Source organism: Enterobacillus tribolii (genome assembly GCF_003363015.1).
GTDB lineage: Bacteria > Pseudomonadota > Gammaproteobacteria > Enterobacterales > Enterobacteriaceae > Enterobacillus > Enterobacillus tribolii.
Genome location: NZ_QRAP01000004.1, coordinates 339,054 through 365,192, shown reverse-complemented (window position 1 = coordinate 365,192; position 26,139 = coordinate 339,054). Strand labels below are relative to the sequence as shown.

The following is a 26,139-nucleotide window of genomic DNA, read 5'->3' as shown; positions in this document are numbered from 1 at the left end:
TTCTTCTTTGGGCGGGATATTCCCTGATACTGGAGTAGGAAAATATTTATAAAAATCCTAATTAAGGGATCGACATATTCACGGGTAATTGGGATACGGTTGCTTGCATCACCGATGACGGCAGGCTCTAGAGCATCGGCCACGGGCAACGTATTCCGGCAGAGTGATAATGAACTTTACCTATCCTTAGGAGGTGATGTATGGCACGGGGTGTTTCTGTGCCCGACCTTGTGCAGTTCGGTTACTGTTCGCGCCGTATTTTGGTGCAGGAGTCGGCTGATATCACCTGGCTGGGTTTGTACAGCCTGGTGGAGCAGTCGGGGATGAGGGGGCTTTCGCTGATGCGGGTGCCGGAGCTTGATAAACTGACAGAAATGGTGAACTCCCATTCCCCTGACGTGCTGCTGCTGAGCTCCGTCGGGCGCAAGGTGGAGATTTTACCGTTGCTGCATCAACTGTCCGATATCATGACGTACCATCCGTTGTTACACATCGTGGTATTGCTGAAGCAAGAGATGCCGCATTTGTCGTCATTATTGTATGGTTTCGGCGTGGCGACGATTTTCAGCCAACCCCCTTCAATGAAAGCGCTGACCGATCAACTGGGCGCTTCACCGTCACGTTTAGTTCGGAAGAAAGCGAGGCCGCTAACGCCGCAGGAGCGTAATGTGGCTAAGTCACTGCTCATGGGTTACAGCGTTAGTCGCCTGGCCAGGGTATCGGGCAAGAACGTGCGTACCGTCAGCACTCAGAAACAATCGGTGATTCAAAAACTGAACATGAATAATCCCGGTGAACTTCAGGTGCTGGGTGGCCGGCTTATGGCAACGGAATAAGGAGGCGCTCATGAACATACTCTCTGCATACACGGGGAAGGTCGTGGTCATGCATCCTTGCCCACTGACGCTGGCGGGGATGCAGCGTTTTCTCGGCGAGTTGCTGCCGCAGGCAAATGTCCGTTATACCCGCTCGCTGGAGGCTCTGCGTAACGATCCGCTGGTGCCGCAGGCGGACTTCATCATCAGCGAACTGTACGATGTAAAAGAGGGGGCTAAAAGCGCGATTATCTGGTTCGCCGGATTACAGTTGATGCGTAACGGCCGTCCGCTGCTGGTGTTGACCGATGATGAGGAAATCCCTGAGCTTACGCTGTTGCTGGAAAGCCCCGGAGCCTCATTAGCCTCGTTACGTGAACAACAAGACGCTCTGGGCAAGCTTATCGGTGATGTGCTGGCCGGTTCCCGCGTCGTTAACCAACGGATCCGGCGGCCCCTGCGCCGGGAGCCGCGGGAAGCTCTGACGGCGGCGGAGCTGCAGGTATATGCGTTGTTGCAAAAAGGCTACGGAGTATCCCAGATTGCCGCCCGGCTATGCCGTAGCGTAAAGACGGTAAGTACCCATAAACGGCGTGTTATGGCTAAACTGAATGTGCGTTCGGAGGTGGAACTGTTTTCATATCGCTGATGGAAACAAGGCTGTGTGTTAATCAACAAGAGTCACTTCCTTCCTGGTGAAAAGGGAGAAGGTTTTTTATGGTTATTTCTTCTCCCCTTTTTTGAGTATTCTTTTTAAATAAGCAATGTCCAATAAATTTACTGTCTCAAATTTTCCCTGATAAAAAACACCATAGTTATTGAAAACACAGGGCAGCGCTTTTGCTTTTTGCAGCGTATCTATTTGGATTAAAGAGGCGGGGATGTTGTTTTCCTCGCAGTATTTTTTAATTATATCAATGCTTTGAATGACATAAGGACACTGCATATCATAATAAACAGTGAGTTCTTTGCTCCCGATTTTTTCTTGTTTAGCATTTTGCGCAAACACGGGTGTTGTCCCATCAAAGGAAAGCGCCAGTAACTCATATCCATTATCTGTCGTATCAACGACCTCGAAACCAACGCTTTTTGCAAACAACTGATCTGAAAGCCAGGCCTTCTGTTTTTTTGAACCGAGCATGCAAATGCCTGATTTTCCATTTTCTTTGGCATCATTCAGGCAGTATTCCATCAGTTGCTTTCCATAGCCTTTCCCTTTGTGGGCGCCGGAAACCCATAAGCAATAGATGTAGTAATAGTTGTCGCCATTTATGGGAACCCAGGCTTTTTCAAGGGGAGCATACTCGATGAAAACCGTCGCTTTTTCATTAAGTTTTCTAAAGACGTGGCCTTCATTCAGCCGCGCGGAAAGCCATTGCCGCTTGGCGTCAATGCCTTGATGAGGCTTGTGACTGCGGATAATGCAACATATGTGTTCACTCGCGAGGTTCTCTGTTGTCAGGTTGATGAACTCACTCTTCATGTAAGCCTCTTATGAGCGCTGGGATATGCTCTCTATATTGCGCTGTTTTAATGACATATTACACCTGTTTAAGGAAAGCGCTAAAATAGTGTCATTACATAAAATTTGAGAAATTGATTTGGAGTACGCCCCTTGTGCATGACTGCCCGGGCCGTTGTACCGTACATCGGTAGCTGCGTTAAGTATTGGAGTTGCTAACCGGCTTAGTAGTGTAAAAGGTTCAAAATCTGATTGGTGTTAAAATGGATCTTATTACAGAGGAGACCTATACTGAAAGTCAGTATAAACAATGCGTGGTTCATCAAAGGGCAATAATGCCAGAGTATTTCAGGGGTTATTAACTTGCAGATTAAAGTTTGTCGGCATACCCGGCGACCATTTAGGCAGTCCCAAAAGGGTAGCCGACAACCCTAAGAATATGATGGGTGTTTAAGGGGACAACGCTATTTGTGCTTTGCTTCCCTCTATTTTTGAGAAAAATAACGACAGAGATAGTAAAGGAAAAATGATGTTATCCTTTTCAACTCCCTCGATTATCGTTAAAGGCTACAATGAATAACTAAAGCATAATGTTTCTATATGGACTTTTATGCATTCAAAGATGATAGCTAAATAAGGGGATTCAGAATCACCCGTTGATAAACTTGCCTGTTCTGCTGTTTTTTTATGCAGCCAGTCCCGGTATACCTGCATTATCAGGGAACACACCGAAAACTAATAATGTCACAAGCGAATGGACAAAGAAAAAGTATTAACGTTTATCTATTATTGATTAACGGACATACTGCCATACTTCAGCCGGGATCTTGTCGTAAAGCTTATTCATCGTCAACTCAGCCAGGCGGTGGTCTGCGGCTGAATAAAAAATCTCTAACTCATCGTCAGAGAGTTCATACTTGTTCTTCTCGATGACGCGCTCCAGGGTATCCAGCGTAGTACATTTACGCAGACGCATAAGGTAATCAACTTTTGTCATTGATATGTCTCCGGATATTCAAATTCAACTCAATTCGGAAGCAGACTGCTGCTCCCCGGCCAGATAACGCAGGATCCTGCCCTTGGCCTTAAACCATTTCTTTAATGCTTGTTCATTAATACTATAATTACTGAACAAATCATAAGTTTCGTCAAGATATGCATCAAGTAATTCGGTTAATTCCGAATCATGAGGATGTTTCAGGCGAAATGTCAAGCCGAATGTAGATATATGCTCAAGCAGTTCATTTAACTGAAGGCTAACAGCCGAGGTGGGATCGTTTACCCAGCCGTGGTTGCTGTCATCCAGGGCGGCCATCCCCTGATTAAACAATATACTGCAGAGATATTTTAACTCGGCTAAATCATGACGATGTAACGTATATTCATCCATATTATGCCTCCGTCAAGCTAACATCCTGTGAGCAAAGAAAACTCGATGATTAATCTGAATAATGACAATCAGGACAATACGAGACGAAAAACAACATAATGGCTGACAAAGCACTATGCACCTAAACATACCACAATTACGGCACGATCATAACAAATATTAACTCAAACGCCTAAGCGTTTTGTGTCAGCGGAGATGATATCAGACGATTCATGGTTTTTCCGCGCCGGTGACTTTTATATCATCGTCACAGCCTTCCTGAGGTTATAGCTTAGCGTATGCAAAACAACAACCTATTATATAGGAAAAGGCGTGATTCTGTTTAAACAATTCATCTACGTATTTAATTATTACACATCCTCTTCATTTTTCCCGTCCCCCGTGTTTAGGAATAATTAAATCATCAGATTTCAACATTTTCATAAGGTTACGTTAATGTAAATCCAATGGTTTTATTATGGTAATGGTTTTTGTTCTTTTTGTTACATTTTATTGTATTCAGACGGCTTGTGGATTACGGCAAAATGCACTTCAATAATTGTTATGTTATAACATATTGGATTTCGCTGTGCTCAATCAATATTCAGTTCTCTGTCGCAGCCTGTTTGCAACCTCCGTGCTCGTGAGAGGCCTGCTGGCCGGCGTTTTGCTGGTGCTTCTGTGGAGCGGCATCCTATGGGCGATATCGCTGCCATGATTGCTCTGGATGCGTTGGTCACCGGGTACGGCAAACACCCCGGTAAAACAGGACGCCTTAGCGGCGTATTTCATTCAGGAACAATGACGGCCGTTATCGGCGCCAATGGGGCCGGCAAGTCGACGTTGTTAAAAACCCTTGCCGGCTTATTACCGCCGCTATCCGGACAAATTGTATTTGATGCCGGAGGCCGGATGAACCCGGGATATTTACCCCAGATATCGGAGTTTGATCGTCACTTCCCGTTATGCGCAGAGGACCTGGTACTTATGGGATTTATGCGCAGCTGCGGCATGCTGCGCGAAATCTCCCGCCAACAGCGATATCAGGCGCAAGCCATTATGGAAAGCGTCGGCATGTTGCCTTTCCGTCGTACCGTAATTGGGGCGTTATCCGGCGGTCAGTTGCAGCGCCTGCTTTTTGCCCGTCTGCTGCTTGAGCAATCTTCCGTGGTTTTGCTGGATGAGCCATTCACCGGCGTTGATGCGCCAACGGTCAGCGTGTTGCTGAACATCATGACGGAGCTACAACGCAATGGCGTGACGCTGATTTGTGTTCTGCATGATTTAGCGTGCGTGCAAAGCCGCTTCAGCGATGTGCTGTGGCTGCGGGAAGGCGGCTTTTTGTGGGGAAAGGCGGAAAGCGTGCTGTCTTGCCTTCAGATGGAAGGCGTCCGCGGCGGGAGCGTGCAGTGATGTTGTATGAGCTATTGATGCCTTTTGCCGATTTCGGTTTTATGCGCCGCGCGTTGATGGGATGCATCGCTATTTCCCTGAGTGCGGCGCCGTTGGGTGTTTTTATGTTGCTCCGGCGCATGACGTTAGTGGGTGATGCGCTGTCTCATGCCATTCTCCCCGGCGTTGCGGTGGGTTACCTGCTGTCGGGCATGTCGCTGGTAGCCATGGGCGCAGGGGGATTTATTGCCGGCCTGGCCGTTGCTCTGCTCTCCGGCCTTGTCAGCCAGCGTACGGCGCTAAAAGAAGATGCCAGCTTTGCCGGATTTTATCTGGGCTCGCTGGCGCTGGGCGTCACGCTGGTTTCCGTACGCGGTTCTAACGCCGATCTGCTGCATGTGTTATTTGGCTCTGTTTTGGCGATCGACGGCGCTTCCCTGCTGCAAATTGGCGCGATCTGCTCATTCTCCCTGTTGGCTCTGGCGGTAATTTTTCGTGCCCTGGTCATTGCTTCTTTCGACATAACGTTTTTGCGCGTCGGCGCCGGGCGCTGGCAACTGCCGGTGCATGTTTTGTTTCTTGGCTTGGTGGTTCTGAACCTCGTTGCCGGATTTCAGGTGCTGGGAACCCTGATGTCCGTCGGGCTGCTGGTGTTACCGGCGACCTGCGCGCGTTTTTGGAGCAACAGCCTGTCCGGCTTGATCGCCATCGCGGTGATAACCGGCATCCTGTCCAGCCTTATCGGCCTGGAATGGTCGTTTTATGCCCACCTTCCAGCCGGGCCAGCCATCGTACTTACCGCGGCGCTGGCATTCTGTTTTTCCGTTTGTTTCGGCCGTTGCGGCGGCATTTTCAGAGCGTAATAACCTAAAACACACAGAGGAAATACTATGCATTTATTAAAAACGGGGCTGCTGGTGGGAGGCATGCTATTTAGCACCGCACTGCTGGCGCGCCCGATTAACGTTGTCGCCAGCTTTTCCGTGTTAGGGGACATGGTGCATCAGATTGGCGGCGAAGAGGTCAGGGTGACGGAGCTGGTCGGCCCCGGCGGCGATCCGCATGAATTTGAACCTGCGCCGAAAGACAGCGTACTCCTGGCTCACGCGGATATTGTTTTCATCAACGGCCTCGGGCTGGAAGGATGGATGGAACGCCTGATTATGGCTTCCGGCTATCGGGGAGAGGTGGTGGTGACTTCAACCGGCGTGAAAGCCAGGCAAATGCAGGAGGAGGGGAAAATGCTGACCGATCCGCATGCCTGGAACAGCCTCAGTAACGGCGTTATCTATGCGCAAAACATTACCCGTGCGCTGGCGGAAAAAGAGCCGGGGAAAGCCGCCTATTTTCAACAACGGGAGAAGGCGTATATCCGGCAGCTTGAACAACTGGATCACGAAACCCTGGCGCAATTTGCCCACGTTCCGCCGGCTCAGCGCAAGGTGTTGACCAGCCACGATGCCTTCGGCTACTTCGGGCAGGCGTACGGCGTGACGTTTCTTTCTCCCCTCGGCTACTCCACCGACACGCAGGCCAGTGCCGGTAAAGTGGCTGATTTAATCAGGCAGATTAAACAGGAGCATGTTTCCCGTTATTTCATTGAAAGCCAGACCGATCCGCGCTTGGTGAAACAGATCGCCGGCGCGACGGGCGCGCAGCCGGGAGGCGAACTTTATCCGGAGGCATTAACCGCAGACGAAGAACCGGCGGGCACCTACCTGAAAGCGTTCAAACATAACGTCAGGACGCTGATTAACAGCATGCTGGGTAAAGAGTAAAAAAAGCCCCGCGTGTGCGGGGCTAATTAAAACAACGAGAGGCAGGAATTAACGTTTTTTCTTCCTTCCCTGAACCGCTTTAAACCGCGGGTTTGACTTGCATATCACGTAAATACGCCCATGTCGTTTGACGACTTTACAATCAGGATGGCGCTGTTTCGCGGCGCGCAATGAGCTTAATACCTGCATGAATAACCCCGGTGTAGCTTATTTGTTGATAAAACGCCCGAAGCGCTGTTGGAAGCGGGCTGCACTGCCTTCTTTGGCATATTCCTTCTGCTTACCCGTGTAATACGGGTGAGACGCGGCAGAGACGTCCAGCGTGACGTAGGGATAGGTTTTCCCTTCCAGTTCAATGGTGCGATCGGTCTGGATCGTCGAACCGATTTTGTAGAATTCGTCGGCCGTTGTGTCATGGAAAACAACAGTGCGGTAGTCAGGATGAATACGTGGTTTCATAACGCCCTCATTGATTGTTATGTTATAACATATCTATATTATGAGTGCTGAAACCGGGAAATGCAAGGGGAGGGGAGAGTGTGGTGGAAGAGAATAAAACAAAGGCCACCCGAAGGTGGCCTTGATCGTAAGACGTTATCGACGATTACTTATGATGTTCAACGGGATGTGAGTGCTCAATATCTTCGCCGCGCTTACTGAAGCGACGACGAACCACCACGAAGAATACCGGTACGAAGAAAATCGCCAGTACGGTCGCGGAAATCATCCCGCCCATAACGCCGGTACCTACGGCGTTCTGCGCGCCGGAACCTGCGCCGGAGCTGATTGCCAGCGGCAATACCCCCAGGATAAAGGCCAGTGAGGTCATCAGGATCGGACGCAGACGCATACGCACCGCTTCCAACGTCGCCTCGATGAGCCCTTTGCCTTCTTTATCCATCAGGTCTTTGGCGAATTCGACAATCAATATCGCGTTCTTGGCCGAAAGCCCGATGGTGGTTAGCAAGCCCACCTGGAAGTACACGTCGTTCTCCATACCGCGCAGCGTTGCCGCTACCAGGGCGCCGAGTACGCCGAGCGGAACGACCAGCATAACGGAGAACGGTATTGACCAGCTTTCGTACAGCGCCGCCAGACACAGGAACACCACGATTAACGAAATGGCGTACAGTGCAGGCGCCTGGTTACCGGACAAACGTTCCTGATAAGACATGCCGGTCCAGTCGAAGCCGATACCTAACGGCAGCTTGGAAGCCAGCTCCTCCATCATGTTCATCGCTTCACCGGTACTCTTGCCCGGTGCGGCTTCACCCAGGATTTCCATTGAAGGCAAACCGTTGTAACGCTCCAGTCGCGGTGAACCGTATTCCCAGCGTGAGCTGGAGAACGCGGAGAAAGGCACCATCTGACCGCCGCTGCCGCGCACGTACCAGTTGTTGATATCGGTCGGCAACATACGGTACTTCGCTTCCGCCTGTACGTACACCTTCTTCACACGACCACGATCGATAAAGTCGTTGACGTAGGTGCCGCCGAGGGCGGTCGACAGTGTCTGGTTGATGTCGGAAATCGACACGCCCAGCGCCTGCGCTTTTTCCTGATCGATTTCGATCTTGAACTGCGGCGTATCTTCCAGGCCGTTAGGACGCACGCCCACCAGGACATCCGGATGCTGAGCCACCATACCCAACAGTTGGTTACGGGCCTCAGTTAACTTCTCATGACCAAGGTTCGCCTGGTCAATCAGCTCGAAGTCAAAGCCGGTAGCGGTACCCAGTTCCACGATGGCCGGGACGTTAAAGGCGAAGACCATACCGTCCTTAATCTTGGAGAACGCCTGAGTTGCGCGCCCGGCGATGGCCGAGACCTTGTTTTCTTTCCCCGGACGCTCATCCCAGGGCTTCATGCTGACGAACACCAGGCCGTTGTTCTGGCCCTGACCGCTGAAGCCGAAGCCGCTTACGGTAAAGACCGAGGCAATGTTGTCCTTCTCATTCTTCTGGTAGTAGTCGTTGACCGTCTCCAGCACCTTGTTGGTACGCTCCTGCGTCGCACCGGCAGGCAGCTGCACCATGGTCAGCAACACGCCCTGGTCTTCTTCCGGCAGGAAGGAGCTGGGCAGTCGCAGGAACAGCAGACCCATGCCGACGACGATCAACAGGTAGATCACCAAGTAACGACCGGTTCCGCGCAGAATGTTGCCCACGCTGTCGGTATAGTGGTGCGTGCTTTGGTCGAACTTCTCGTTAAACCAGGCAAAGAAGCCGGACTTCTTCTCGTGGTGATCTTTGTCGAGCGGTTTGAGCATGGTGGCGCACAGCGCCGGCGTCAGGATCATGGCGACCAGTACCGACAACACCATGGCGGAAACGATGGTGATGGAGAACTGACGGTAGATTGCACCGGTTGAACCGCCGAAGAACGCCATCGGGATAAATACCGCCGACAGCACCATCGCGATACCGACCAGCGCGCCCTGAATCTGCCCCATGGACTTACGCGTGGCTTCTTTGGGCGGCAGGCCGTCCTCCACCATCACACGCTCGACGTTTTCCACCACCACGATGGCGTCATCCACCAACAAGCCTATCGCCAGCACCATACCAAACATGGTCAGGGTGTTAATCGAGAAGCCGAAGGCCGCGAGTATGGCGAATGTTCCCAACAGCACCACCGGCACCGCGATGGTCGGAATCAGCGTAGCGCGCAGATTCTGCAGGAACAGATACATAACGATGAACACCAGCACGATCGCTTCCAACAGGGTTTTCACCACTTCGTTGATAGAGATCTGTACGAACGGCGTGGTGTCGTACGGGTAAACCACTTTCAGGCCATGCGGGAAAAACGGCTCCAGCTTGGTCAGTTCGGCTTTCACCGACGAGGCGGTATCCAGCGCGTTGGCGCCGGTTGCCAGCTTAATCCCCAAACCGCCGGAAGGCTGCCCGTTATAACGGGCGACGACGTTATAGCTTTCACCGCCCAGCTCTATGTGCGACACATCTTTGAGCAGAACGCGTGAACCGTCAGGCATCACCTTCATCAGAATCTGACCGAACTGCTCCGGGGTATTCAGACGGGTTTGCGCAATGATAGAGGCGTTCAACTGCTGGCCGGGTACCGGCGGGGTTCCCCCCAACTGACCGGCGGCGATCTGCGCGTTCTGCACCTTGATTTGGCTCAGTACGTCCAGCGGCGTCAGCTGGTAGTTGTTCAGCTTGTTCGGGTCGAGCCAGACACGCATGGCGTACTGCGCGCCGAACAACTGAACGTCACCCACCCCTTCGGTACGGCTGATCGGGTCTTTGATGTTGGAAGCGACGTAGTCCGCGATATCGTCCTGCGTCATGCTGCCGTCTTCAGACACGAAGCCCGCTACCATCAGGAAGCTGCTGCTGGACTTCTTAACGCTGATGCCCTGCTGCTGCACTTCCTGCGGCAGCAACGGCATTGCCAGTTGCAGTTTGTTCTGCACCTGTACCTGTGCAATGTCCGGATCGGTACCAGAGGTAAAGGTCAGCGTAATGGTCACGCTGCCGGATGAGTCGCTGGTGGAGGACATGTACATCAGGTTATCGATACCGTTCATATTCTGTTCGATAACCTGCGTGACGGTATCCTGCACCGTTTGCGCATCCGCGCCCGGATAGTTAGCAGAAACCGCAACCGCCGGCGGGGCGATCGTCGGATACTGCGCTACCGGGAGCTTCAGGATTGCCAGACCGCCTGCCAACATCAAAATGATGGCCAGAACCCAGGCAAAAATCGGGCGATCTATAAAGAATTTAGCCATGAAATACTGGCTCCTTAGTTCTTAATTTTGTGTTCCGCATTAATGCCGCGAAAGATTACTTCTTCTCGCCATCGGCCGCCGCGTTAGCCGGCGCATTGGTATCCACTTCCTCGGCTTTTACCTGAACGCCGGGACGGATCCGCTGCAAACCGGTGATAATAACCTTATCGCCTGCCTGCAAGCCTTTGGTGACCAACCACTTATCGCCGATAGCCTGTGCCGCCTCGATGGTCCGCGTTTCCACTTTGTTGTCGGCGCCGACCACCATGGCCGTAGCATCGCCGCGTGGGTTACGCGTCACACCCTGTTGCGGAACCAGCAGGGCATCGTTGTTTACGCCTTCGTCCAGACGGGCGCGCACGAACATGCCGGGCAGCAGGTTATCCTGCGGGTTAGGGAAGACCGCGCGGATCGTGATGGAGCCGGTGCTTTCATCAACGGTGACGTCAGAGAACTCAAGCGTTCCCTTATGGGCGTAAACCTGCCCGTTGTCCATCACCAGTTCGACGCTGGCTTTACCGTCTTTCTGCTGAAGCTTGCCGGAGGCCAGCTCCTGCTTCAGGCGCAGGTAGTCAGTGCTGGACTGGGTAACGTCAACGTAAATCGGGTCAAGCTGCTGCACGGTGGTCATCGCGTTGGCCTGGTTAGCATTCACCAGGGCGCCTTCGGTGACCGTCGACAGACCGACGCGGCCGGTGATCGGCGACGTGACCTTAGTGTAGGCCAGGTTGATGCGCGCGGTTTCCACCGCCGCTTTGGCTGCTACGACGCTGGCGTCCGCCTGACGCTGGGTGGCGACCGCGTTGTCATAATCCTGCTGACTTATGTATTTGGTGCCAAGCAACGGGGTATAGCGTTTAACCGTCAGCCGGGCGAGGTGCGCCGACGCTTCGGCTTTGGCGAGATCGCCGCGCGCGCTGTCGTAAGTCGCCTGGTAGGTAGCCGGGTCGATTTGATACAGGGAAGAACCTGCCTGCACGTCGCTGCCTTCCGTAAAGTTACGCTTCAGGATGATACCGCTGACCTGGGGGCGAATCTCCGCCACACGATAGGGTGACGTACGGCCCGGGAGTTCGGTGATAACGTTCAGCGGCGCTGTCTTCAGTGTAACGACGCCAACTTCCGGTGCGGCCCGCTGAGGTTGCTGGGCTTTTTCGTCATTACATCCTGTAAGGAGCAATACACTGCCAGAAAACATTAGCACGGCCGCCAGAGGCGTTAACCCTCTGCTTTTTTTCATAGGAAAACCTCAAGAGTCCGAACACATACATGGGCAATACATCTAAAAGCGTGAAACCCATTACTGCGCTAATTAAAACTGCGTGATATGTTACATACATGCAAGAATGTATGTAAATCACGACTCCCCAAAAAACACAGCGCCATGGCACGAAAAACCAAACAGCAAGCCCAGGAAACACGGGGTAAAATCCTTGAAACTGCGATAAGCGTATTTTCCGCACAGGGCGTGTCAGCCACCTCCCTGGCGGATATTGCAAATGCCGCAGGGGTGACGCGCGGTGCCATCTACTGGCACTTTAAAAACAAGGCTGATTTACTGAATGAAATCTGGGCCTCCACAGAACCTGAAATCACCACACTGGAAACAGAGTATCAATCAATCTTTCCCGATAATCCACTTCAGATTCTCCGGGAGATATTGATTTACATTTTGGTTACGACAGTGGACGACCCCCGACGCAAGGCATTGATGGAAATTATATTTCATAAATGTGAATTTGTAGGGGAGATGTTGTTACTGCGTGATATTCACCAAAGTATTTGTATTGAAGGTTACGACAAGATTGAAATCGTCCTGCACGAATGTATCGAAAAGCAACAATTACCGCGTGGGTTGAATATTCACCGGGCGGCGGTGGCGTTGCGTTCGTTTATGACGGGTATCATGGAAAACTGGCTGTTTACGCCGGAACATTTTGATTTAAAAGCGGAGGCAGCGTTGCTGATCGATGGTTTTCTCGACATGCTGCGCCTTAGCCCGGCAATGTGCGCCGCGCCTGTTCACGGCGGGAAGCCGGATGCCGTGACGCGGCCGTGACGCAATAGTAATCGGTTTGAGATGAGGAGAGGCAGAACGTGCAAAAAATTGTATTAATCGCCAACGGCGCCGGCTACGGCAACGAGTCGCTGTTCAACGCCCTGCGTCTGGCGCTGGCGATGCAGGAACAGCAGGGCGGGAACATGTCGCTGCGGCTGTTTCTGATGTCAGACGCGGTTACTGCCGGCCTGAAGGGGCAGAAGCCGGGCGAAGGCTATAATCTGCAACAAATGATTGAAATTCTGACCGCGCAGTCGGTTCCCGTAAAACTGTGTAAAACCTGCGCAGATGCCCGCGGCATCAGCCAGTTACCGCTGATCGGGGGAGTCGAAATCGGTACGCTGGTCGAATTGGCGGAATGGACGCTGGATGCGGATAAAGTGTTAACGTTTTGATCATTATCGGGTTACGGCGTTTTACCGCCAAAGCGCCGTAATCCGTCCTGTTTTATTGTACGTTTCATTACCGATTGCCCCTTCATCGCCGCGCCCGCTTCATGGTACGCTGGCTTCCCTTTTTGACCATGCGATCCTTGTTTATGTCCGACGGTCTCTTTTTCAGACGCGCCCGTACCGTGCTATGTCTGTTCTTCTCTGCCGCCTTATTTTTCACGCTGGCGACGGAAACGGCCACCGCGGCCCCGCAACTGAATTCTGACGTACCTTCCCGCGCCGACGTTCAGTCGCAGCTCGATCTGCTTAACAAGCAAAAGGTGCTGACGCCGCAGGAAAAGTTATCTCAACGTGACTTACTGCGCGTGCTTGAATTCCTGGACGCGACGGAGCGCGTGAAGCAAGAGAGCAAGCAGCTGGAACAGCAGATCCGCCAGGCGCCGGTGAAGCAGCAGCAGGCCATCGACGGCCTGGAGGCGCTGCGCAACGGCGAGACGGACGAACAGATCCTGGCGTCGCTGCAAAAGCTGTCGCTGAGGCAGCTTGAACAGCGTATCAGCGACGCCATGGACGCGGTACAGGACGATCAGCTCAACCTCTCTGCCTTCAACAGCCAGCTTATCGCGCTACAGACGCAGCCGGAGCGGGTGCAGGGCACGATGCTGAACGCCGCGCAGCAGATCCAGCAAATCCGTAATCAACTGTCGGACCCTTCCACCCTGCGCCTGACCGAGCAGAGTATGCTGAATACTCAACTGGCGCTGCTGAACCAGACGCTGGATTTTCAGCGCCACAGCCTCGAGGCCAACACGGCGTTGCAGGACTCCCTGCAAAAACAGCGGGACTACACCACGGCGCATCTCGCGCAGCTAGAACACATGTTGCAGCTTGCCCGGCGGCTGGCCAGCGATAAACGTCTGACGATCTCTGAAAATACGGCGAAAGAGGTCCAGGAGACGGGGACCGATGTTGTGGATATCCAGCAGGACCCCCTGGTCAAACGGGAGCTGGAAACCAACCGGGAACTCAGCAAGCGCCTGATTGAGGCGACAGAAGGGCTGAATGAACTGTCGCAGGAAAACTTCCGGGTCAAGAACTGGCTGGATCGTTCACTTCAGTCCGAGCGAAACCTTAAAGAGCAAATCTCGGTGCTGAAGGGCAGTTTGCTGCTGTCACGCATTCTTTACCAGCAACAGCAAAGCTTGCCGACGGAAAAACTGACGCTGGACGTTGCTTCGCGCATCGCCGATTTACGTCTGGAACAGTTTGCCGTGAATGAACAGCGCGACGCGCTGTTTAAAAGCAACGATGAATATATCGCCGGGCTGCTTGCCGAAAGCAAAGAGAAGTCCACGGAGGACATTACGGACGCGCTGGGGCAAATCATCGACGCGCGCCGCGACCTGCTGGACCAACTGAACCGGCAACTGGGGAACCAGCTGGCGGCCGCGATCAGCCTGCAAATCAACCAAAAACAGCTGACGAACGTAAACGACTATCTGCAAAAAACCCTGACGCAGCAAATTTTCTGGGTCAGCAGTAACCGGCCGATTAACCTGACGTGGTTTAAGGAACTGCCGGGTGCGCTGAAAGCGCAGTTCAGCGACATGCACTTCAGCGTTAAAACGCAGGATCTGGTTCAGGGCGCGCTGAAGGTGCTGATTGTACTGCTTCCGTTGCTGCTGGTTCTCGGGGTGCTGCGCTGGCGTTACCGCAAGATCGACGAGTCACTGCAAACGCTGGCGGATGAAGTCGGGCAGTTAAAGCGCGATACGCAGTTGCATACGCCGAAGGCCATTGCGCTGACGCTGCTGAAGGTACTTCCCGGCGCGTCGGTGATTCTGACGCTCGGTTTCTGGATGTACCGCTCCGATTTCAGCATCAGCGCCTTTTTGTGGGAACTGTCGTGGCAGTTCGCTCTGTTCTGGGTCGTTATCGGGCTGACATACAACATGCTGGCGCCGGGCAGCGTGTTTGAACGGCACTTCAATATTTCCGCCGCCATGTGCGCCCACTACCGGCGGCAAACCCGCCGCCTGGGGCTGGCTTTGCTGCCGCTGATCTTTTGGTCGGTACTGGGCGAAAAAGCGCCGCTGCGGCTGAGTACGGACGTGTTCGGCCAGATCGTTATCTTCTTTACGCTTGCGACGCTGAGCGTGCTGGTTTTCCCCATGTGCCGCGACGCCTGGCGGGAGAAGGGAGCGCATACCGTCCGGCTGGTGCTGGTGACGGCATTGGCGCTGGCCCCGGTGGTGCTGATCGTCCTGACCGCCTGCGGCTACTTCTACACGGCGCTGCGCCTGGCCGGGCGCTGGATTGACAGCATGTATCTGCTGATCGTCTGGAATATCATTTACTACACGGCGCTGCGCGGATTAAGCGTTGCCGCACGGCGGTTGGCTTACCGGCGGGCGCTGGCGCGGCGGCAGAGTAACGCCGTGGTGCGTGAAGGGGCTGAAGGGAATGACGTGGTGGAAGAACCGCCCCTGGCGATGGATCAAATCAATGAGCAGTCCCTGCGGTTAACCACCATGGTCCTGTTTCTGGCCTTTGCCAGCATACTGTACTGGATCTGGGCGGATCTGGTGACCGTGATCGCCTATCTCGACAGCGTCAGCCTGTGGAACTACAGCAGCACGAGCGGGGGAAGCGCCGTGGTGCAGGCGGTAACGCTGGGCAACGTTCTCTTTGCCCTGATCACCGCGGTGGTGGTGTATATCCTGATGCGCAACCTGCCGGGCTTGCTGGAGGTCGTGATTCTGTCGCGCCTGAACATGCGGCAGGGCTCATCGTATGCCATTACCACGGTGCTGACCTACGTCATCATGGTGATTGGCGTGGTGATCTTCTTCGGTTCGCTGGGAATATCGTGGGACAAACTGCAATGGCTGGCGGCGGCGCTGTCGGTCGGGCTGGGGTTCGGATTGCAGGAGATTTTCGGTAACTTCATCTCCGGCCTGATTATTTTGTTTGAGCGCCCGGTACGCATTGGCGACACCATAACCATCGGCAACTTTTCCGGTTCGGTCAGCAGAATCCGTATCCGCGCCACCACCATCACCGACTTCGATCGCAAAGAGGTCATCATTCCCAATAAGGCATTCGTGACGGAACGGCTGATCAACTGGTCGCTCAGCGACACCGTGACCCGCGTGCTGATCAAGGTCGGCGTGGCGTACGGCTCCGATCTGGAGAAGGTGAAGCAGGTATTGTTGCAGGCGGCGAAAGAAAACCCGCGGGTGATGACCGATCCCGAGCCGATGGTGTTTTTCCTGGCGTTCGGGGCCAGCACGCTGGATCACGAACTGCGTCTGTACGTGCGGGAACTGCGTGATCGCAGCTATGTGGTGGATGAGCTGAACCGCCGGATTGATCAGCTGTGCCGTGAAAACGGGATCAACATTGCGTTTAACCAACTGGAGGTTTACCTGCATGACCAGCAGGGGAACGAAGTCAAAGAAGTCAGCCTGACGAAGAAGGACGCCGACGCCGGAGATTGCGCGCCTTAAGGCCATAAAAAATGCCAGTCGGCAACGCGCTGACTGGCATGATATATGTTCGTTATGTTAAGCCGTTATCTCAGGAAGCAACGTCGCGCTGCCGCAGTTTGGCTTCATAGTCTTTCCTGATGAGATCCAACGCGGCCAGAACAACCTCAGGCTCGACCTCATTGCTTTCCAGCAGATAAATCAAATCCACGGCAAGCTGAACTTCAGCGGGAGCTTGTTCCAGAGACATGGCTGACTATCAGCTTTTGATCTTACGGTAGATAAACAGCACCAGCATGGAGCCGAGAATCGCGATAATCAGGCTTTTGAAATTAAACCCGGTGACGGTGCCAAGACCGAAGAATGAACTGATATAGCCGCCGACCAGTGCGCCCACAACCCCAAGAATCACCGTCATAATGAAGCCACCGCCGTCTTTGCCGGGCATAAACCACTTGGCCAGAATACCGACGATCAAACCCAGGATGATCCATGAAATCAGACCCATATGTACATCTCCCACAAATGAAGCAATTATCAATCCCCCGTACGTGCTTTAAACGGAGTCAGGATAATTATAGTTGAAAAAAATCCCTTTATTAATGCGGAAGAAAGCCTAACACTTAAATGGCGCGATAACGTACTGAAATAAGTTTCAAACCCATAACCTAAACGTGGTTATTGTCGTCAAAATCCCCGTTCATAGCGCTCTATTTGTTTTTCTATCTTGCCCAGCGCCTGGCGACATCTTGCCAAACGTCCTTCCTGCGCCACGATTTCCCGCTGTAAATTCTGCTGTTGCGCCAGCGTGGTGCACTGGGACAGGCGGCTTTCGCGGTCGGCGATCATATCTTTCAGGCGGCGTTCATAGTCCTGATGCTGCGCCAGCTTTTGATAAAGATCTCCGCTGTCGCGGGCGGGCGTAACCGGCTCCGCCCGGCGCAGCGCCTGCGTTGCTTCTTCCCGCCGCAATGCGGCGATTTGCGCGACGATGCGTTCTGCCAGGAAACGCGTCTGCGCCATATGTTTCCCCTCCACGGCGCGCGCCAGCTGTTCCAGATTGGCGCGGGTTTCCGCCAGATAATCGCGCAGGCGCGTGCCGTGCGCGCTGAACAGCGCGCGGTCAAAGCGTGCTTTCGCCGCAGGCTGGTCGGCAATGCTTTCCAGGGCGTGAGCCAGTTGGGCGAACTGTTGCTCCAGCGTTTGAATCAGCGGATGGCTCGACACAAAGGCTCCTTAGCGGTTATAAACGTGGCAGAGAATGGGGCGGAGACAAGGTTAACACAGATGCGGCGCATAGGACTGATAATCGCAGGATGGCTGGCCTTTGCTCTGGCTTGTCTGGGCGCTCTTTTGCCGGTGCTGCCTACCACGCCGTTTTTACTGCTGGCCGCCTGGTGTTTTGCCCGTTCGTCGCCCCGTTTTCACCACTGGTTGCTGTATCGGTCATGGTTCGGCCCCTGGCTGCGTCACTGGCAGAAACACCGGGCGTTGCCACGGGGTGCTAAAACCAAGGCCGTCATTGTGATTATTATCACCTTTTCCGTCTCCCTGTGGCTGATTAAGCTTTGGTGGGTACGGCTGCTGCTGCTGGCCATTTTGCTGATTTTACTCAGCGTGATGTGGCGTCTGCCGGTTCTTGATGCAGAGCAAGAAAAAATGCGCTGAGCTGTTGTCTTTAGTTGCATTTGCGTGTCAGTTTGAATAGATTTGAGCGTTTTCGTGCGCGGCTTGCCTCCTTTTTCATCATCCCTGTATCACCCGAGGGTGAAGGGATTCCGGCGGTTCGCGTTTAGTCCGCACCCGGTGTTTTTCAGGCAACAATCTATGACCGTTACATCCCAACAACGTGAATTTTTGAAAGAAAGCATTAAGACCATTCCCGACTATCCTAAGCCGGGAATTCTGTTCCGCGACGTTACCAGTCTGCTGGAGGCGCCGGAGGCTTATGCGCTGAGCATCCAGCTGCTGACCGATCGCTACCGAGACAGCGGCGTAACCAAGGTGGTCGGCACCGAAGCCCGTGGTTTCCTGTTCGGCGCGCCGGTCGCCCTGGCCCTGAACGTCGGATTCGTGCCGGTACGTAAGCCGGGCAAACTGCCGCGCGCTACCCTGAGCGAGTCTTATGAGCTGGAGTACGGTACGGACAAACTGGAGATCCACGCGGACGCGATTCATCCCGGCGATAAAGTGCTGGTGATCGACGATCTGCTGGCAACCGGCGGGACCATCGAGGCCACGGTGAAACTGGTGCGCCGTCTGGGTGGTGAAGTGACCGACGCCGCGTTCGTCATTGATTTGCCGGCGCTGGGCGGCGAAGCGCGCCTGGAAGCGCAGGGTGTACATTGCTTCAGTCTGGTTTCTTTCGACGGTCATTAATGACGGCGCAATAAAATGCCGGCGTTATACCGCTTCCGGAGCGAGAGATTATTTCCGCTCCGGATGATTTATTAATACGGTGTTTCTTTTCAGCGATATTTTCCTCTGTCCTGGATATTTATTTCAGACAATCGCCCGAACTGATTGGATGATGCTGAGTTATTCGCAGTAAGGCGATAATGGATAATTCCGTTTACCGAACTCCCTGATTGATCTATGCGATATGTTTCCTTATTCTATTGGCGTATTCATTTCCCCCTATTTTAGCTAAGGAATCGCTTACCAATGAAAGGACTCGCGCTTCTGGGTGCCGCTACCGGCCTCCTTCTGTGCAGCAGCTCTCCGGCTCTGGCCTCAGCGTATGAACCGGGCCATCACACCCTGACGTTCGGTTATGCGCAAAGTAAAGTTCAGGATTTTAAAAATATTTATGGCGCTAACGTCAAATATCGTTATGAATGGGAAAATAGCCCGTTTGGCGTTCTGGGTTCGTTAACTTATATGGCGGGAAGCGACGGCAGAAATGAATCCGGCGCGGACTACTATTTTAAAGAACACACCAAGCTTAAGTATCATTCGCTTGCTGTCGGGCCGACATATCGCATTAATGATTTATTCAGTTTATACGGCATGGTCGGCGTAAACCTGAATAAGGTCGATTACTCTTCTTCGCGTACTAATTATCAAAACGGCGGCTACGTCGGTTCGTCAAATTCTAGTAACAACAAGACGAAGGCTTCCTTTATGTATGGCGCCGGTATCCAGATCAACCCGTGGGAAAACCTGGCGATTGATATCGGTTATGAAGGCTCACGCGTAGACATTAACGGTAAGGAACGTTCCATCAACGGATTTAACATCGGCATCCTGGCTATCGTTTTCTGATCCGCCTCCGTGCTTTACCCCGTTATCCTGCGCCGGTGCATTTCGCACCGGCGTTTTTTTGCGCTTCACGTCCGTGTCTCCTAAAGTGAGGACGGAACACGCGCATGCTGGTACACTAATAAACCTGAGTTCCCGTGGGTACGCGCGGGCCGGCATTCGGGCATGAAAGATGAACAAAAACAAACTATTGCCCTGGTTTGACGGCGCAGCGGATATACCCGGCTTTCCCATATTTTTACCAGTGACAAAACATTCATGAGCTATCAGGTACTTGCCCGTAAATGGCGTCCACAAACCTTCGCTGACGTTGTGGGTCAGGAACACGTTCTGACCGCGCTGGCGAACGGTCTTTCCCTCGGCCGAATCCATCACGCTTACCTGTTCTCCGGCACCCGGGGCGTGGGGAAAACCACCATTGCGCGCCTGCTGGCCAAGGGGCTGAATTGTGAAAGCGGAATTACGGCGACGCCCTGCGGCAAATGCGATAACTGCCGCGAAATTGAAGAAGGGCGTTTCGTCGATCTGCTGGAAATTGACGCGGCCTCGCGCACCAAGGTCGAGGATACCCGCGATCTGCTGGACAACGTGCAGTACGCGCCGGCGCGCGGACGTTTCAAAGTCTACCTGATTGACGAAGTCCACATGTTGTCGCGCCACAGCTTCAACGCGCTGCTGAAAACGCTGGAGGAGCCGCCCCCGCACGTGAAGTTCCTGCTGGCGACCACCGATCCGCAGAAGCTGCCGGTAACGATTCTTTCGCGCTGCCTGCAGTTTCATCTCAAAGCGCTGGACGTCGAACAAATCCGCGCGCAGCTGGAGAAAGTAACCCAGGCCGAAGGGCTGGCTTCAGAACCCCGTGCGCTGCAACTGATTGCCCGCGCGGCGGAGGGCAGCATGCGCGACGCCCTCAGCCTGACCGACCAGGCTATCGCCATGGGGCAGGGCGCGGTATCGACCGAAGCCGTCAGCCAAATGTTGGGAACGCTGGACGATGAACAACCGCTCGCCATTATCGAAGCGCTGGTTAACGCCGATGGCGCGCAGGTGATGGCGCGGGTGCAGCAGGCGGCGGAGCGCGGCGTGGACTGGGAAAACCTGCTGGTGGAGATCCTGACGCTGCTGCACCGCATTGCCATGCTGCAACTGCTGCCGACGGCGCTGGACAACCATTACATGGCGGTGGAACAGCGCCTGCGCGAGCTGGCGCGTACGATTCCGCCGGCGGATTTACAGTTGTTTTATCAGGTGTTGCTGACGGGGCGCAAAGAGCTGGCGTACGCGCCGGATCGGCGTATGGGCGCCGAGATGACGCTGCTGCGCGCGCTGGCGTTCCACCCGAAAGCGGTGATTGCGGAGTCGGCGCCGGTTCCGCAGCTGGCGCAGGCGCCACAGCAACCGCAAACAGCGGCGCCCGTTGCCGCTGCGCCGTCGCCGCGCCCGGTGCCGGCGGTCGCACAGAACGTTCCGCCGCCGCCCGCGCCGTCCGACTATGACATGACGCACTATGCGCCGCATGATGAGGCGCCGCGGGAAGCCGCTCCCGCGCCCCAGCCTGAGGCCGCACCGCCGCCGGGCGTTTCGGGGGCCACGGCCCAGCTATTGCAGGCGCGCAGCCGCCTGCGTCGCCAGGGCGGTACGGAACCAAAAAAGAATGAGCCGGCCGCGCCTTCAGCCGCGCGTCCGGCGAACTCTGCGCTTGAACGTCTGGCTTCGGTAACGGAACGCGGTAAACAACGCCAGGAGGCCGGAAAAGAGAGCCAAACGCCGGCCAAAAAAGAGGCTTATCGCTGGAAAGCGCAGGGGAAACCGACCGAACAAACGCCGAAAGAAGTCACTACGCCCAAGGCGTTGCGTGCGGCGCTGGAGTACGAGAAAACCCCGGAGCTGGCGGCACGCCTGGCGGAAGAAGCCACGCAGCGCGACCCCTGGGCGGAGGAAATTAACCGTCTGCCGCTGCCCAAACTGGTGCAGCAGCTGGCGCTGAACGCCTGGCGCACGGAGGAGGCCGACGGAAACGTATGTTTGCATTTACGCCCGGCGCAACGTCATTTAAACTCCGCCTCTGCGCAGCAAACGCTGGCTGCCGCGTTGAGCGAGCACCACGGGCGCCCCGTCGGGGTAACCGTCGTGGAGGATGAGGACGCCTCGCACCTGACGCCGCTGGAGTGGCGGCAGGCGATCTACGAAGAGAAACTGGCGCAGGCGCGTCAGTCGATAGTCGCGGACAGCAATATTCAGTCCCTGCGGCGTCTGTTCGACGCCGAGCTGGACGAAGAGAGCATTCGCCCCGTTTAACCCGTCGCGCGACGTCGATCGTGCGGCCCACGTCAAAGAGAGAGCACTATGTTTGGTAAAGGCGGATTGGGCAACCTGATGAAGCAGGCCCAGCAAATGCAGGACAAAATGCAGAAAATGCAGGAAGAGATCGCTCAACTGGAAGTGACCGGCGAATCCGGCGCGGGCCTGGTGAAGGTCACCATCAACGGCGCGCATAACTGCCGCCGCGTTGAGATCGACCCAAGCCTGCTGGAAGACGACAAAGACATGCTGGAAGATTTGGTCGCTGCGGCGTTCAACGACGCGGCCCGCCGCATCGAAGAGACGCAGAAAGAGAAAATGGCGTCGGTTTCCAGCGGTATGCAACTGCCGCCCGGCTTCAAGATGCCGTTCTGATGCAGACCAGCCCGCTTCTTGAGTCACTGATGGAGGCGTTGCGCTGCTTGCCCGGCGTCGGCCCGAAATCCGCACAGCGCATGGCGTTCCATCTGCTGCAACGCGATCGCAGCGGCGGGATGCGCCTGGCGCAGGCGCTGACCCGCGCAATGTCGGAAATCGGCCACTGCCGCGACTGCCGCACGTTCACCGAGCAGGATGTCTGTACGATCTGTACCAACACGCGCCGGGCGCAGAACGGTCAGATCTGCGTGGTGGAAAGCCCGGCGGACATTCACGCCATCGAGCAGACCGGGCAGTTTGCCGGACGTTACTTCGTCCTGATGGGGCATCTCTCCCCGCTGGACGGCATCGGCCCGCAGGATATCGGCTTGGATCGGCTGGAAGAGCGGCTGGCAGTCGAATCGATCAGCGAAGTCATTCTGGCGACCAACCCGACGGTAGAGGGCGACGCGACCGCCAACTACATCGCGGAAATGTGTGCCGCGCATGGCGTTATGGCCAGCCGCATCGCCCACGGCGTGCCGGTTGGCGGCGAGCTGGAGATGGTGGACGGTACGACGCTTTCTCATTCGCTGGCCGGGCGTCATCCGGTAAAATTCTGAACGTCGGCGCCGGAAATCAGGCGCCGCAGTAAACTTTTCCTCTTTTTCCTCTTGAAATACAACGCAGCACCCCCATTCTTCTACCGTTAACCCATTTTGTTTTGAGCGCAAACCTGCAAGAGGTAGACGATACGCTATGAAAGGCCAAGAAACCCGTGGTTTTCAGTCCGAAGTCAAACAGCTTCTGCATCTGATGATCCACTCACTCTATTCAAATAAAGAAATCTTCCTGCGTGAATTGATCTCCAACGCCTCCGATGCCGCAGACAAACTGCGTTTCCGCGCCCTGTCCGAGCCCTCTCTGTATGAGGGAGACGGCGAGCTGCGCGTGCGCATCTCCGTCGATCGTGAAAATCGTACCCTGACGCTGAGCGACAACGGCATCGGTATGACCCGCGACGAAGTAATCGACAACCTGGGTACCATCGCCAAATCCGGTACCAAGGCATTTCTGGAGTCGATCGGCTCCGATCAGGCGAAAGACAGCCAGCTTATCGGTCAGTTCGGCGTCGGTTTCTATTCCGCGTTTATCGTGGCGGACAAAGTCACCGTCCGTACCCGCGCCGCCGGCGCGCAGGCCGACCAGGGCGTGTTCTGGGAATCTGCCGGCGAAGGGGAATACACCGTTGCCGACGTCGAGAAAATTGAGCGTGGCACCGAAATTACCCTGCACCTGCGCGAAGGGGAAGATGAGTTTCTGGATGACTGGCGCCTGCGCAATATCATCGGTAAATACTCCGACCATATTGCATTGCCGGTAGAAATCCTGACGAATGAAGGCGAAGAAGAAGGCCAGAAGTGGGAAAAAATCAACAAGGCGCAAGCCCTGTGGACCCGTTCCAAAGCCGACGTCAGTGACGAAGAATACAAAGAGTTTTATAAGCACATCGCGCATGATTTCAGCGATCCGTTGATCTGGAGCCACAATCGGGTGGAAGGCAAGCAGGAATACACCAGCCTGCTGTACATTCCTTCGCAGGCGCCGTGGGATCTGTTCAACCGCGACCATAAACACGGCCTGAAGCTGTACGTTCAGCGCGTCTTCATCATGGACGACGCCGAGCAGTTCATGCCGAACTACCTGCGCTTCGTGCGCGGCCTGGTCGATTCTAACGATCTGCCGCTGAACGTCTCCCGTGAGATCCTGCAAGACAGCCGCGTAACCCAGAACCTGCGTTCCGCGCTGAGCAAACGTGCGTTGCAGATGCTGGAAAAACTGGCGAAAGATGAGCCGGAGCAGTATCAAAAATTCTGGCAGCAGTTCGGCCTGGTGCTGAAAGAAGGCCCGGCGGAAGACGGCGCCAACCGCGAAGCCATCGCCAAATTGCTGCGTTTCGCCTCCACCCACGGTGACAGCGACGCTCAGAACGTGTCGCTGGAGGACTACATCAGCCGCATGGTGGAAGGGCAGGAGAAGATCTACTACATCACCGCCGACAGCTACGCCGCGGCGAAGAGCAGCCCGCACCTGGAACTGCTGCGCAAGAAAGGCATTGAAGTGCTGCTGATGTCCGATCGCATCGACGAGTGGATGATGAGCTACCTGACGGAGTTCGACGGCAAGCCGTTCCAGTCGGTGAGCAAGAAAGATGAGTCGCTGGACAAGCTGGCCGATGAGGAAAGCGCAGAGCAGAAAGACGCTGAAAAAGCGCTGGAGCCGTTCGTTGAGCGGGTGAAAACCCTGCTGGGCGAGCGCGTGAAGGACGTGCGTCTGACGCACCGCCTGACCGACACGCCGGCGGTGGTAACCACGGATGCCGACGAGATGACCACCCAGATGGCGAAGCTGTTCGCCGCTGCGGGGCAGAGCGCGCCGGAGGTCAAATATATTTTTGAACTGAACCCGGACCATCCGCTGGTGAAACGCACCGCTGACACAACCGACGACGCCCGCTTCGGCGAGTGGGTTGAAGTGCTGCTGGATCAGGCGCTGCTGGCCGAGCGCGGCAGCCTGGAAGATCCCAACCTGTTTATCCGTCGCATGAACCAACTGCTGACGGCATAACCCGAAATCAGCCCGGCCCTGTCGCCGGGCTGATTTTTTTCCTTCCGTTACACGCCGTTAGTTTCGTAAACGTACGACCGCCAGGGGCAGTTTTCTCCGGTTTCACGTTTCAGCAAAGTCCCCTTCCTTGAGCCGGGACGGCATCTGATGGTAATGTTTACCGTTTGGTAGTTTATAAAAATGACATTTAAGGGGATTTACGCGATGCGTATCATTCTGCTTGGCGCTCCAGGCGCGGGTAAAGGCACTCAGGCTCAATTCATCATGGAGAAATACGGCATTCCGCAAATCTCCACGGGTGACATGCTGCGTGCTGCGGTAAAAGCAGGGACTGAACTGGGCAAGAAAGCAAAAGAAATCATGGATGCGGGCAAGCTGGTGACTGACGAGCTGGTTATTGCCCTGGTTAAAGAGCGCATCGCGCAGGACGACTGCCGCAACGGCTTCCTGCTGGACGGCTTCCCGCGCACCATCCCGCAGGCGGACGCCATGAAAGAAGCTGGCATCAACGTAGACTTCGTGCTGGAGTTCGATGTGCCGGACGAGCTGATCGTTGAACGCATCATTGGCCGCCGCCAGCACCCGGCCTCCGGCCGCGTATACCACATCAAATTCAACCCGCCGAAGGTCGAAGGTAAAGACGACGCCACCGGTGAAGACCTGGTGATCCGTAAAGACGACCAGGAAGACGTCGTGCGCAAGCGTCTGGTGGAATACCATGACCTGACCGAACCGTTGATCGGCTACTACAGTAAAGAAGCCGCTCAGGGCAACACCCGTTATGTCAAGCTGGACGGCACCCGCAGCGTAGCGGAAGTGCGCGGCGAGCTTGAAAAAATTCTGGGCTAATTCCCGCTGATACAGCGTTTGCCGGCGTTACGGCCCGCTGACGGATTCGTCAGGCGGGAAGGACGCCGGCAGCCTCCGTGCTGCGCGGAGGCGTTGGCGCTTATGCCGGCATGTCGGGCGTACGGCATTTATGATAAGCCTGAACACCTGCCGTCCTTATCGCGGCCATTTCCTGAATAATAATAAAAACACGCTATAAGCCTATTAAAAAAGTAAGAAACTTTTTAGACACCC

General features: G+C 54.8%; 26 protein-coding genes and 1 other annotated feature. Of the genes, 16 read left to right on the top strand and 10 right to left on the bottom strand.

Annotated elements, in window-relative coordinates; all coding sequences use genetic code 11:
* Positions 1–218: 218 nt before the first annotated feature.
* Both C8D90_RS11005 and C8D90_RS11000 read left to right on the top strand, forming a co-directional pair.
* On the top strand, positions 219–836 hold the full coding sequence (locus C8D90_RS11005) for a helix-turn-helix transcriptional regulator (RefSeq protein ID WP_162844391.1): 618 nt from the start codon (positions 219–221) through the stop codon (positions 834–836).
* Positions 837–846: 10 nt separating this feature from the next.
* A complete protein-coding gene (locus C8D90_RS11000) occupies positions 847–1,464 on the top strand; it encodes a helix-turn-helix transcriptional regulator (RefSeq protein ID WP_115458488.1) in 618 nt (205 codons plus the stop codon).
* Between the two features lie 72 nt (positions 1,465–1,536).
* Here C8D90_RS11000 and C8D90_RS10995 read toward each other — a convergent pair whose 3' ends face one another.
* The 3 genes from C8D90_RS10995 to tomB form a co-directional block, all read right to left on the bottom strand.
* Positions 1,537–2,298: an N-acetyltransferase gene (locus C8D90_RS10995; RefSeq protein ID WP_115458487.1), complete on the bottom strand. Its 762-nt coding sequence runs from the start codon at positions 2,296–2,298 to the stop codon at positions 1,537–1,539.
* Between the two features lie 772 nt (positions 2,299–3,070).
* The gene (locus C8D90_RS10990; protein WP_115458486.1) at positions 3,071–3,274 is read right to left on the bottom strand and encodes an HHA domain-containing protein; all 204 of its coding nucleotides are present in this window, start codon (positions 3,272–3,274) and stop codon (positions 3,071–3,073) included.
* A gap of 24 nt (positions 3,275–3,298) precedes the next feature.
* Complete coding sequence (gene tomB / locus C8D90_RS10985) at positions 3,299–3,667, bottom strand: Hha toxicity modulator TomB (RefSeq protein WP_115458485.1); 369 nt, start codon at positions 3,665–3,667, stop codon at positions 3,299–3,301.
* Positions 3,668–4,342: 675 nt separating this feature from the next.
* Here tomB and C8D90_RS10980 point away from each other — a divergent pair.
* From C8D90_RS10980 to C8D90_RS10970, 3 genes are read left to right on the top strand one after another with little or no spacing between them, the layout of a single operon-like run.
* Complete coding sequence (locus tag C8D90_RS10980; RefSeq protein WP_230473004.1) at positions 4,343–5,059, top strand: metal ABC transporter ATP-binding protein; 717 nt, start codon at positions 4,343–4,345, stop codon at positions 5,057–5,059.
* Positions 5,059–5,901 carry a metal ABC transporter permease gene (locus tag C8D90_RS10975; protein ID WP_115458484.1) on the top strand — a complete coding sequence of 281 codons (843 nt, stop codon included), beginning with the start codon at positions 5,059–5,061 and terminating at the stop codon, positions 5,899–5,901. Before C8D90_RS10980 ends, C8D90_RS10975 begins: the two co-directional genes overlap by 1 nt.
* 27 nt (positions 5,902–5,928) lie before the next feature.
* Positions 5,929–6,816, top strand: coding sequence for a metal ABC transporter substrate-binding protein (locus tag C8D90_RS10970; protein WP_115458483.1), 888 nt, complete (start codon positions 5,929–5,931; stop codon positions 6,814–6,816).
* Positions 6,817–6,864: 48 nt separating this feature from the next.
* On the opposite strand, the gene ykgO is transcribed toward C8D90_RS10970, so the two are convergent.
* The 4 genes from ykgO to C8D90_RS10950 form a co-directional block, all read right to left on the bottom strand.
* Positions 6,865–7,005, bottom strand: coding sequence for a type B 50S ribosomal protein L36 (ykgO, locus tag C8D90_RS10965; RefSeq protein ID WP_115458482.1), 141 nt, complete (start codon positions 7,003–7,005; stop codon positions 6,865–6,867).
* 18 nt (positions 7,006–7,023) lie between these two features.
* On the bottom strand, positions 7,024–7,275 hold the full coding sequence (locus C8D90_RS10960) for a type B 50S ribosomal protein L31 (protein WP_115458481.1): 252 nt from the start codon (positions 7,273–7,275) through the stop codon (positions 7,024–7,026).
* A 145-nt stretch (positions 7,276–7,420) separates the two neighbouring features.
* Positions 7,421–10,570, bottom strand: coding sequence for a multidrug efflux RND transporter permease subunit AcrB (locus tag C8D90_RS10955; RefSeq protein ID WP_115458480.1), 3,150 nt, complete (start codon positions 10,568–10,570; stop codon positions 7,421–7,423).
* Between the two features lie 55 nt (positions 10,571–10,625).
* Positions 10,626–11,810 (bottom strand): efflux RND transporter periplasmic adaptor subunit, encoded by a 1,185-nt coding sequence (locus C8D90_RS10950; protein ID WP_115458479.1) that lies wholly within the window; start codon positions 11,808–11,810, stop codon positions 10,626–10,628.
* Positions 11,811–11,954: 144 nt separating this feature from the next.
* Between C8D90_RS10950 and acrR the strand changes: the two genes are divergently transcribed.
* The 3 genes from acrR to mscK all read left to right on the top strand — a co-directional run bounded on the left by acrR (position 11,955) and on the right by mscK (position 16,530).
* A complete protein-coding gene (gene acrR, locus C8D90_RS10945; RefSeq protein ID WP_115458478.1) occupies positions 11,955–12,629 on the top strand; it encodes a multidrug efflux transporter transcriptional repressor AcrR in 675 nt (224 codons plus the stop codon).
* Between the two features lie 38 nt (positions 12,630–12,667).
* Positions 12,668–13,024, top strand: coding sequence for a DsrE/DsrF/TusD sulfur relay family protein (locus C8D90_RS10940; protein ID WP_115458477.1), 357 nt, complete (start codon positions 12,668–12,670; stop codon positions 13,022–13,024).
* 143 nt (positions 13,025–13,167) lie between these two features.
* Positions 13,168–16,530, top strand: a complete 3,363-nt coding sequence (gene mscK / locus C8D90_RS10935) for a mechanosensitive channel MscK (RefSeq protein WP_230473003.1) — start codon at positions 13,168–13,170, stop codon at positions 16,528–16,530.
* Between the two features lie 70 nt (positions 16,531–16,600).
* Here mscK and rsmS read toward each other — a convergent pair whose 3' ends face one another.
* From rsmS to priC, 3 genes are all read right to left on the bottom strand, one after another.
* Positions 16,601–16,759, bottom strand: coding sequence for a pleiotropic regulatory protein RsmS (rsmS, locus tag C8D90_RS10930; protein WP_115458475.1), 159 nt, complete (start codon positions 16,757–16,759; stop codon positions 16,601–16,603).
* Between the two features lie 9 nt (positions 16,760–16,768).
* On the bottom strand, positions 16,769–17,017 hold the full coding sequence (locus C8D90_RS10925) for a GlsB/YeaQ/YmgE family stress response membrane protein (RefSeq protein WP_115458474.1): 249 nt from the start codon (positions 17,015–17,017) through the stop codon (positions 16,769–16,771).
* A 179-nt stretch (positions 17,018–17,196) separates the two neighbouring features.
* Positions 17,197–17,736, bottom strand: a complete 540-nt coding sequence (gene priC / locus C8D90_RS10920) for a primosomal replication protein PriC (RefSeq protein ID WP_115458473.1) — start codon at positions 17,734–17,736, stop codon at positions 17,197–17,199.
* Between the two features lie 60 nt (positions 17,737–17,796).
* Between priC and C8D90_RS10915 the strand changes: the two genes are divergently transcribed.
* From C8D90_RS10915 to adk, 8 genes are all read left to right on the top strand, one after another.
* Positions 17,797–18,177, top strand: coding sequence for a DUF454 family protein (locus C8D90_RS10915; protein WP_115458472.1), 381 nt, complete (start codon positions 17,797–17,799; stop codon positions 18,175–18,177).
* Positions 18,178–18,336: 159 nt separating this feature from the next.
* Complete coding sequence (gene apt / locus C8D90_RS10910; RefSeq protein WP_115458471.1) at positions 18,337–18,888, top strand: adenine phosphoribosyltransferase; 552 nt, start codon at positions 18,337–18,339, stop codon at positions 18,886–18,888.
* Between the two features lie 285 nt (positions 18,889–19,173).
* Positions 19,174–19,773, top strand: a complete 600-nt coding sequence (locus tag C8D90_RS10905; protein WP_230473002.1) for an Ail/Lom family outer membrane beta-barrel protein — start codon at positions 19,174–19,176, stop codon at positions 19,771–19,773.
* Positions 19,774–20,028: 255 nt separating this feature from the next.
* Positions 20,029–22,068: a DNA polymerase III subunit gamma/tau gene (gene dnaX, locus C8D90_RS10900; RefSeq protein ID WP_115458470.1), complete on the top strand. Its 2,040-nt coding sequence runs from the start codon at positions 20,029–20,031 to the stop codon at positions 22,066–22,068.
* Positions 21,398–21,462: a sequence feature (DnaX frameshifting element), on the top strand. Its footprint overlaps the gene before it by 65 nt.
* A 48-nt stretch (positions 22,069–22,116) precedes the next feature.
* On the top strand, positions 22,117–22,446 hold the full coding sequence (locus C8D90_RS10895) for a YbaB/EbfC family nucleoid-associated protein (RefSeq protein ID WP_115458469.1): 330 nt from the start codon (positions 22,117–22,119) through the stop codon (positions 22,444–22,446).
* Positions 22,446–23,051, top strand: coding sequence for a recombination mediator RecR (gene recR, locus C8D90_RS10890; protein WP_115458468.1), 606 nt, complete (start codon positions 22,446–22,448; stop codon positions 23,049–23,051). The genes C8D90_RS10895 and recR overlap by 1 nt, the downstream gene beginning before the upstream one ends.
* A gap of 136 nt (positions 23,052–23,187) precedes the next feature.
* A complete protein-coding gene (htpG, locus tag C8D90_RS10885) occupies positions 23,188–25,056 on the top strand; it encodes a molecular chaperone HtpG (RefSeq protein WP_115458467.1) in 1,869 nt (622 codons plus the stop codon).
* 204 nt (positions 25,057–25,260) lie between these two features.
* Positions 25,261–25,905, top strand: a complete 645-nt coding sequence (gene adk, locus C8D90_RS10880; protein WP_115458466.1) for an adenylate kinase — start codon at positions 25,261–25,263, stop codon at positions 25,903–25,905.
* The last annotated feature ends 234 nt before the right edge of the window (positions 25,906–26,139 follow it).

Excerpts from the sequence above, each read along its gene's own strand:
- C8D90_RS11000 (WP_115458488.1), top strand. The coding sequence starts at position 847 with ATGAACATACTCTCTGCATACACGGGGAAGGTCGTGGTCATGCATCCT.
- C8D90_RS10995 (WP_115458487.1), bottom strand. The coding sequence starts at position 2,298 with ATGAAGAGTGAGTTCATCAACCTGACAACAGAGAACCTCGCGAGTGAA.
- C8D90_RS10990 (WP_115458486.1), bottom strand. The coding sequence starts at position 3,274 with ATGACAAAAGTTGATTACCTTATGCGTCTGCGTAAATGTACTACGCTG.
- tomB (WP_115458485.1), bottom strand. The coding sequence starts at position 3,667 with ATGGATGAATATACGTTACATCGTCATGATTTAGCCGAGTTAAAATAT.
- C8D90_RS10980 (WP_230473004.1), top strand. The coding sequence starts at position 4,343 with ATGGGCGATATCGCTGCCATGATTGCTCTGGATGCGTTGGTCACCGGG.
- C8D90_RS10975 (WP_115458484.1), top strand. The coding sequence starts at position 5,059 with ATGTTGTATGAGCTATTGATGCCTTTTGCCGATTTCGGTTTTATGCGC.
- C8D90_RS10970 (WP_115458483.1), top strand. The coding sequence starts at position 5,929 with ATGCATTTATTAAAAACGGGGCTGCTGGTGGGAGGCATGCTATTTAGC.
- ykgO (WP_115458482.1), bottom strand. The coding sequence starts at position 7,005 with ATGCAGGTATTAAGCTCATTGCGCGCCGCGAAACAGCGCCATCCTGAT.
- C8D90_RS10960 (WP_115458481.1), bottom strand. The coding sequence starts at position 7,275 with ATGAAACCACGTATTCATCCTGACTACCGCACTGTTGTTTTCCATGAC.
- C8D90_RS10955 (WP_115458480.1), bottom strand. The coding sequence starts at position 10,570 with ATGGCTAAATTCTTTATAGATCGCCCGATTTTTGCCTGGGTTCTGGCC.
- C8D90_RS10950 (WP_115458479.1), bottom strand. The coding sequence starts at position 11,810 with ATGAAAAAAAGCAGAGGGTTAACGCCTCTGGCGGCCGTGCTAATGTTT.
- acrR (WP_115458478.1), top strand. The coding sequence starts at position 11,955 with ATGGCACGAAAAACCAAACAGCAAGCCCAGGAAACACGGGGTAAAATC.
- mscK (WP_230473003.1), top strand. The coding sequence starts at position 13,168 with ATGTCCGACGGTCTCTTTTTCAGACGCGCCCGTACCGTGCTATGTCTG.
- rsmS (WP_115458475.1), bottom strand. The coding sequence starts at position 16,759 with ATGTCTCTGGAACAAGCTCCCGCTGAAGTTCAGCTTGCCGTGGATTTG.
- C8D90_RS10925 (WP_115458474.1), bottom strand. The coding sequence starts at position 17,017 with ATGGGTCTGATTTCATGGATCATCCTGGGTTTGATCGTCGGTATTCTG.
- C8D90_RS10915 (WP_115458472.1), top strand. The coding sequence starts at position 17,797 with ATGCGGCGCATAGGACTGATAATCGCAGGATGGCTGGCCTTTGCTCTG.
- apt (WP_115458471.1), top strand. The coding sequence starts at position 18,337 with ATGACCGTTACATCCCAACAACGTGAATTTTTGAAAGAAAGCATTAAG.
- C8D90_RS10905 (WP_230473002.1), top strand. The coding sequence starts at position 19,174 with ATGAAAGGACTCGCGCTTCTGGGTGCCGCTACCGGCCTCCTTCTGTGC.
- dnaX (WP_115458470.1), top strand. The coding sequence starts at position 20,029 with ATGAGCTATCAGGTACTTGCCCGTAAATGGCGTCCACAAACCTTCGCT.
- C8D90_RS10895 (WP_115458469.1), top strand. The coding sequence starts at position 22,117 with ATGTTTGGTAAAGGCGGATTGGGCAACCTGATGAAGCAGGCCCAGCAA.
- recR (WP_115458468.1), top strand. The coding sequence starts at position 22,446 with ATGCAGACCAGCCCGCTTCTTGAGTCACTGATGGAGGCGTTGCGCTGC.
- htpG (WP_115458467.1), top strand. The coding sequence starts at position 23,188 with ATGAAAGGCCAAGAAACCCGTGGTTTTCAGTCCGAAGTCAAACAGCTT.
- adk (WP_115458466.1), top strand. The coding sequence starts at position 25,261 with ATGCGTATCATTCTGCTTGGCGCTCCAGGCGCGGGTAAAGGCACTCAG.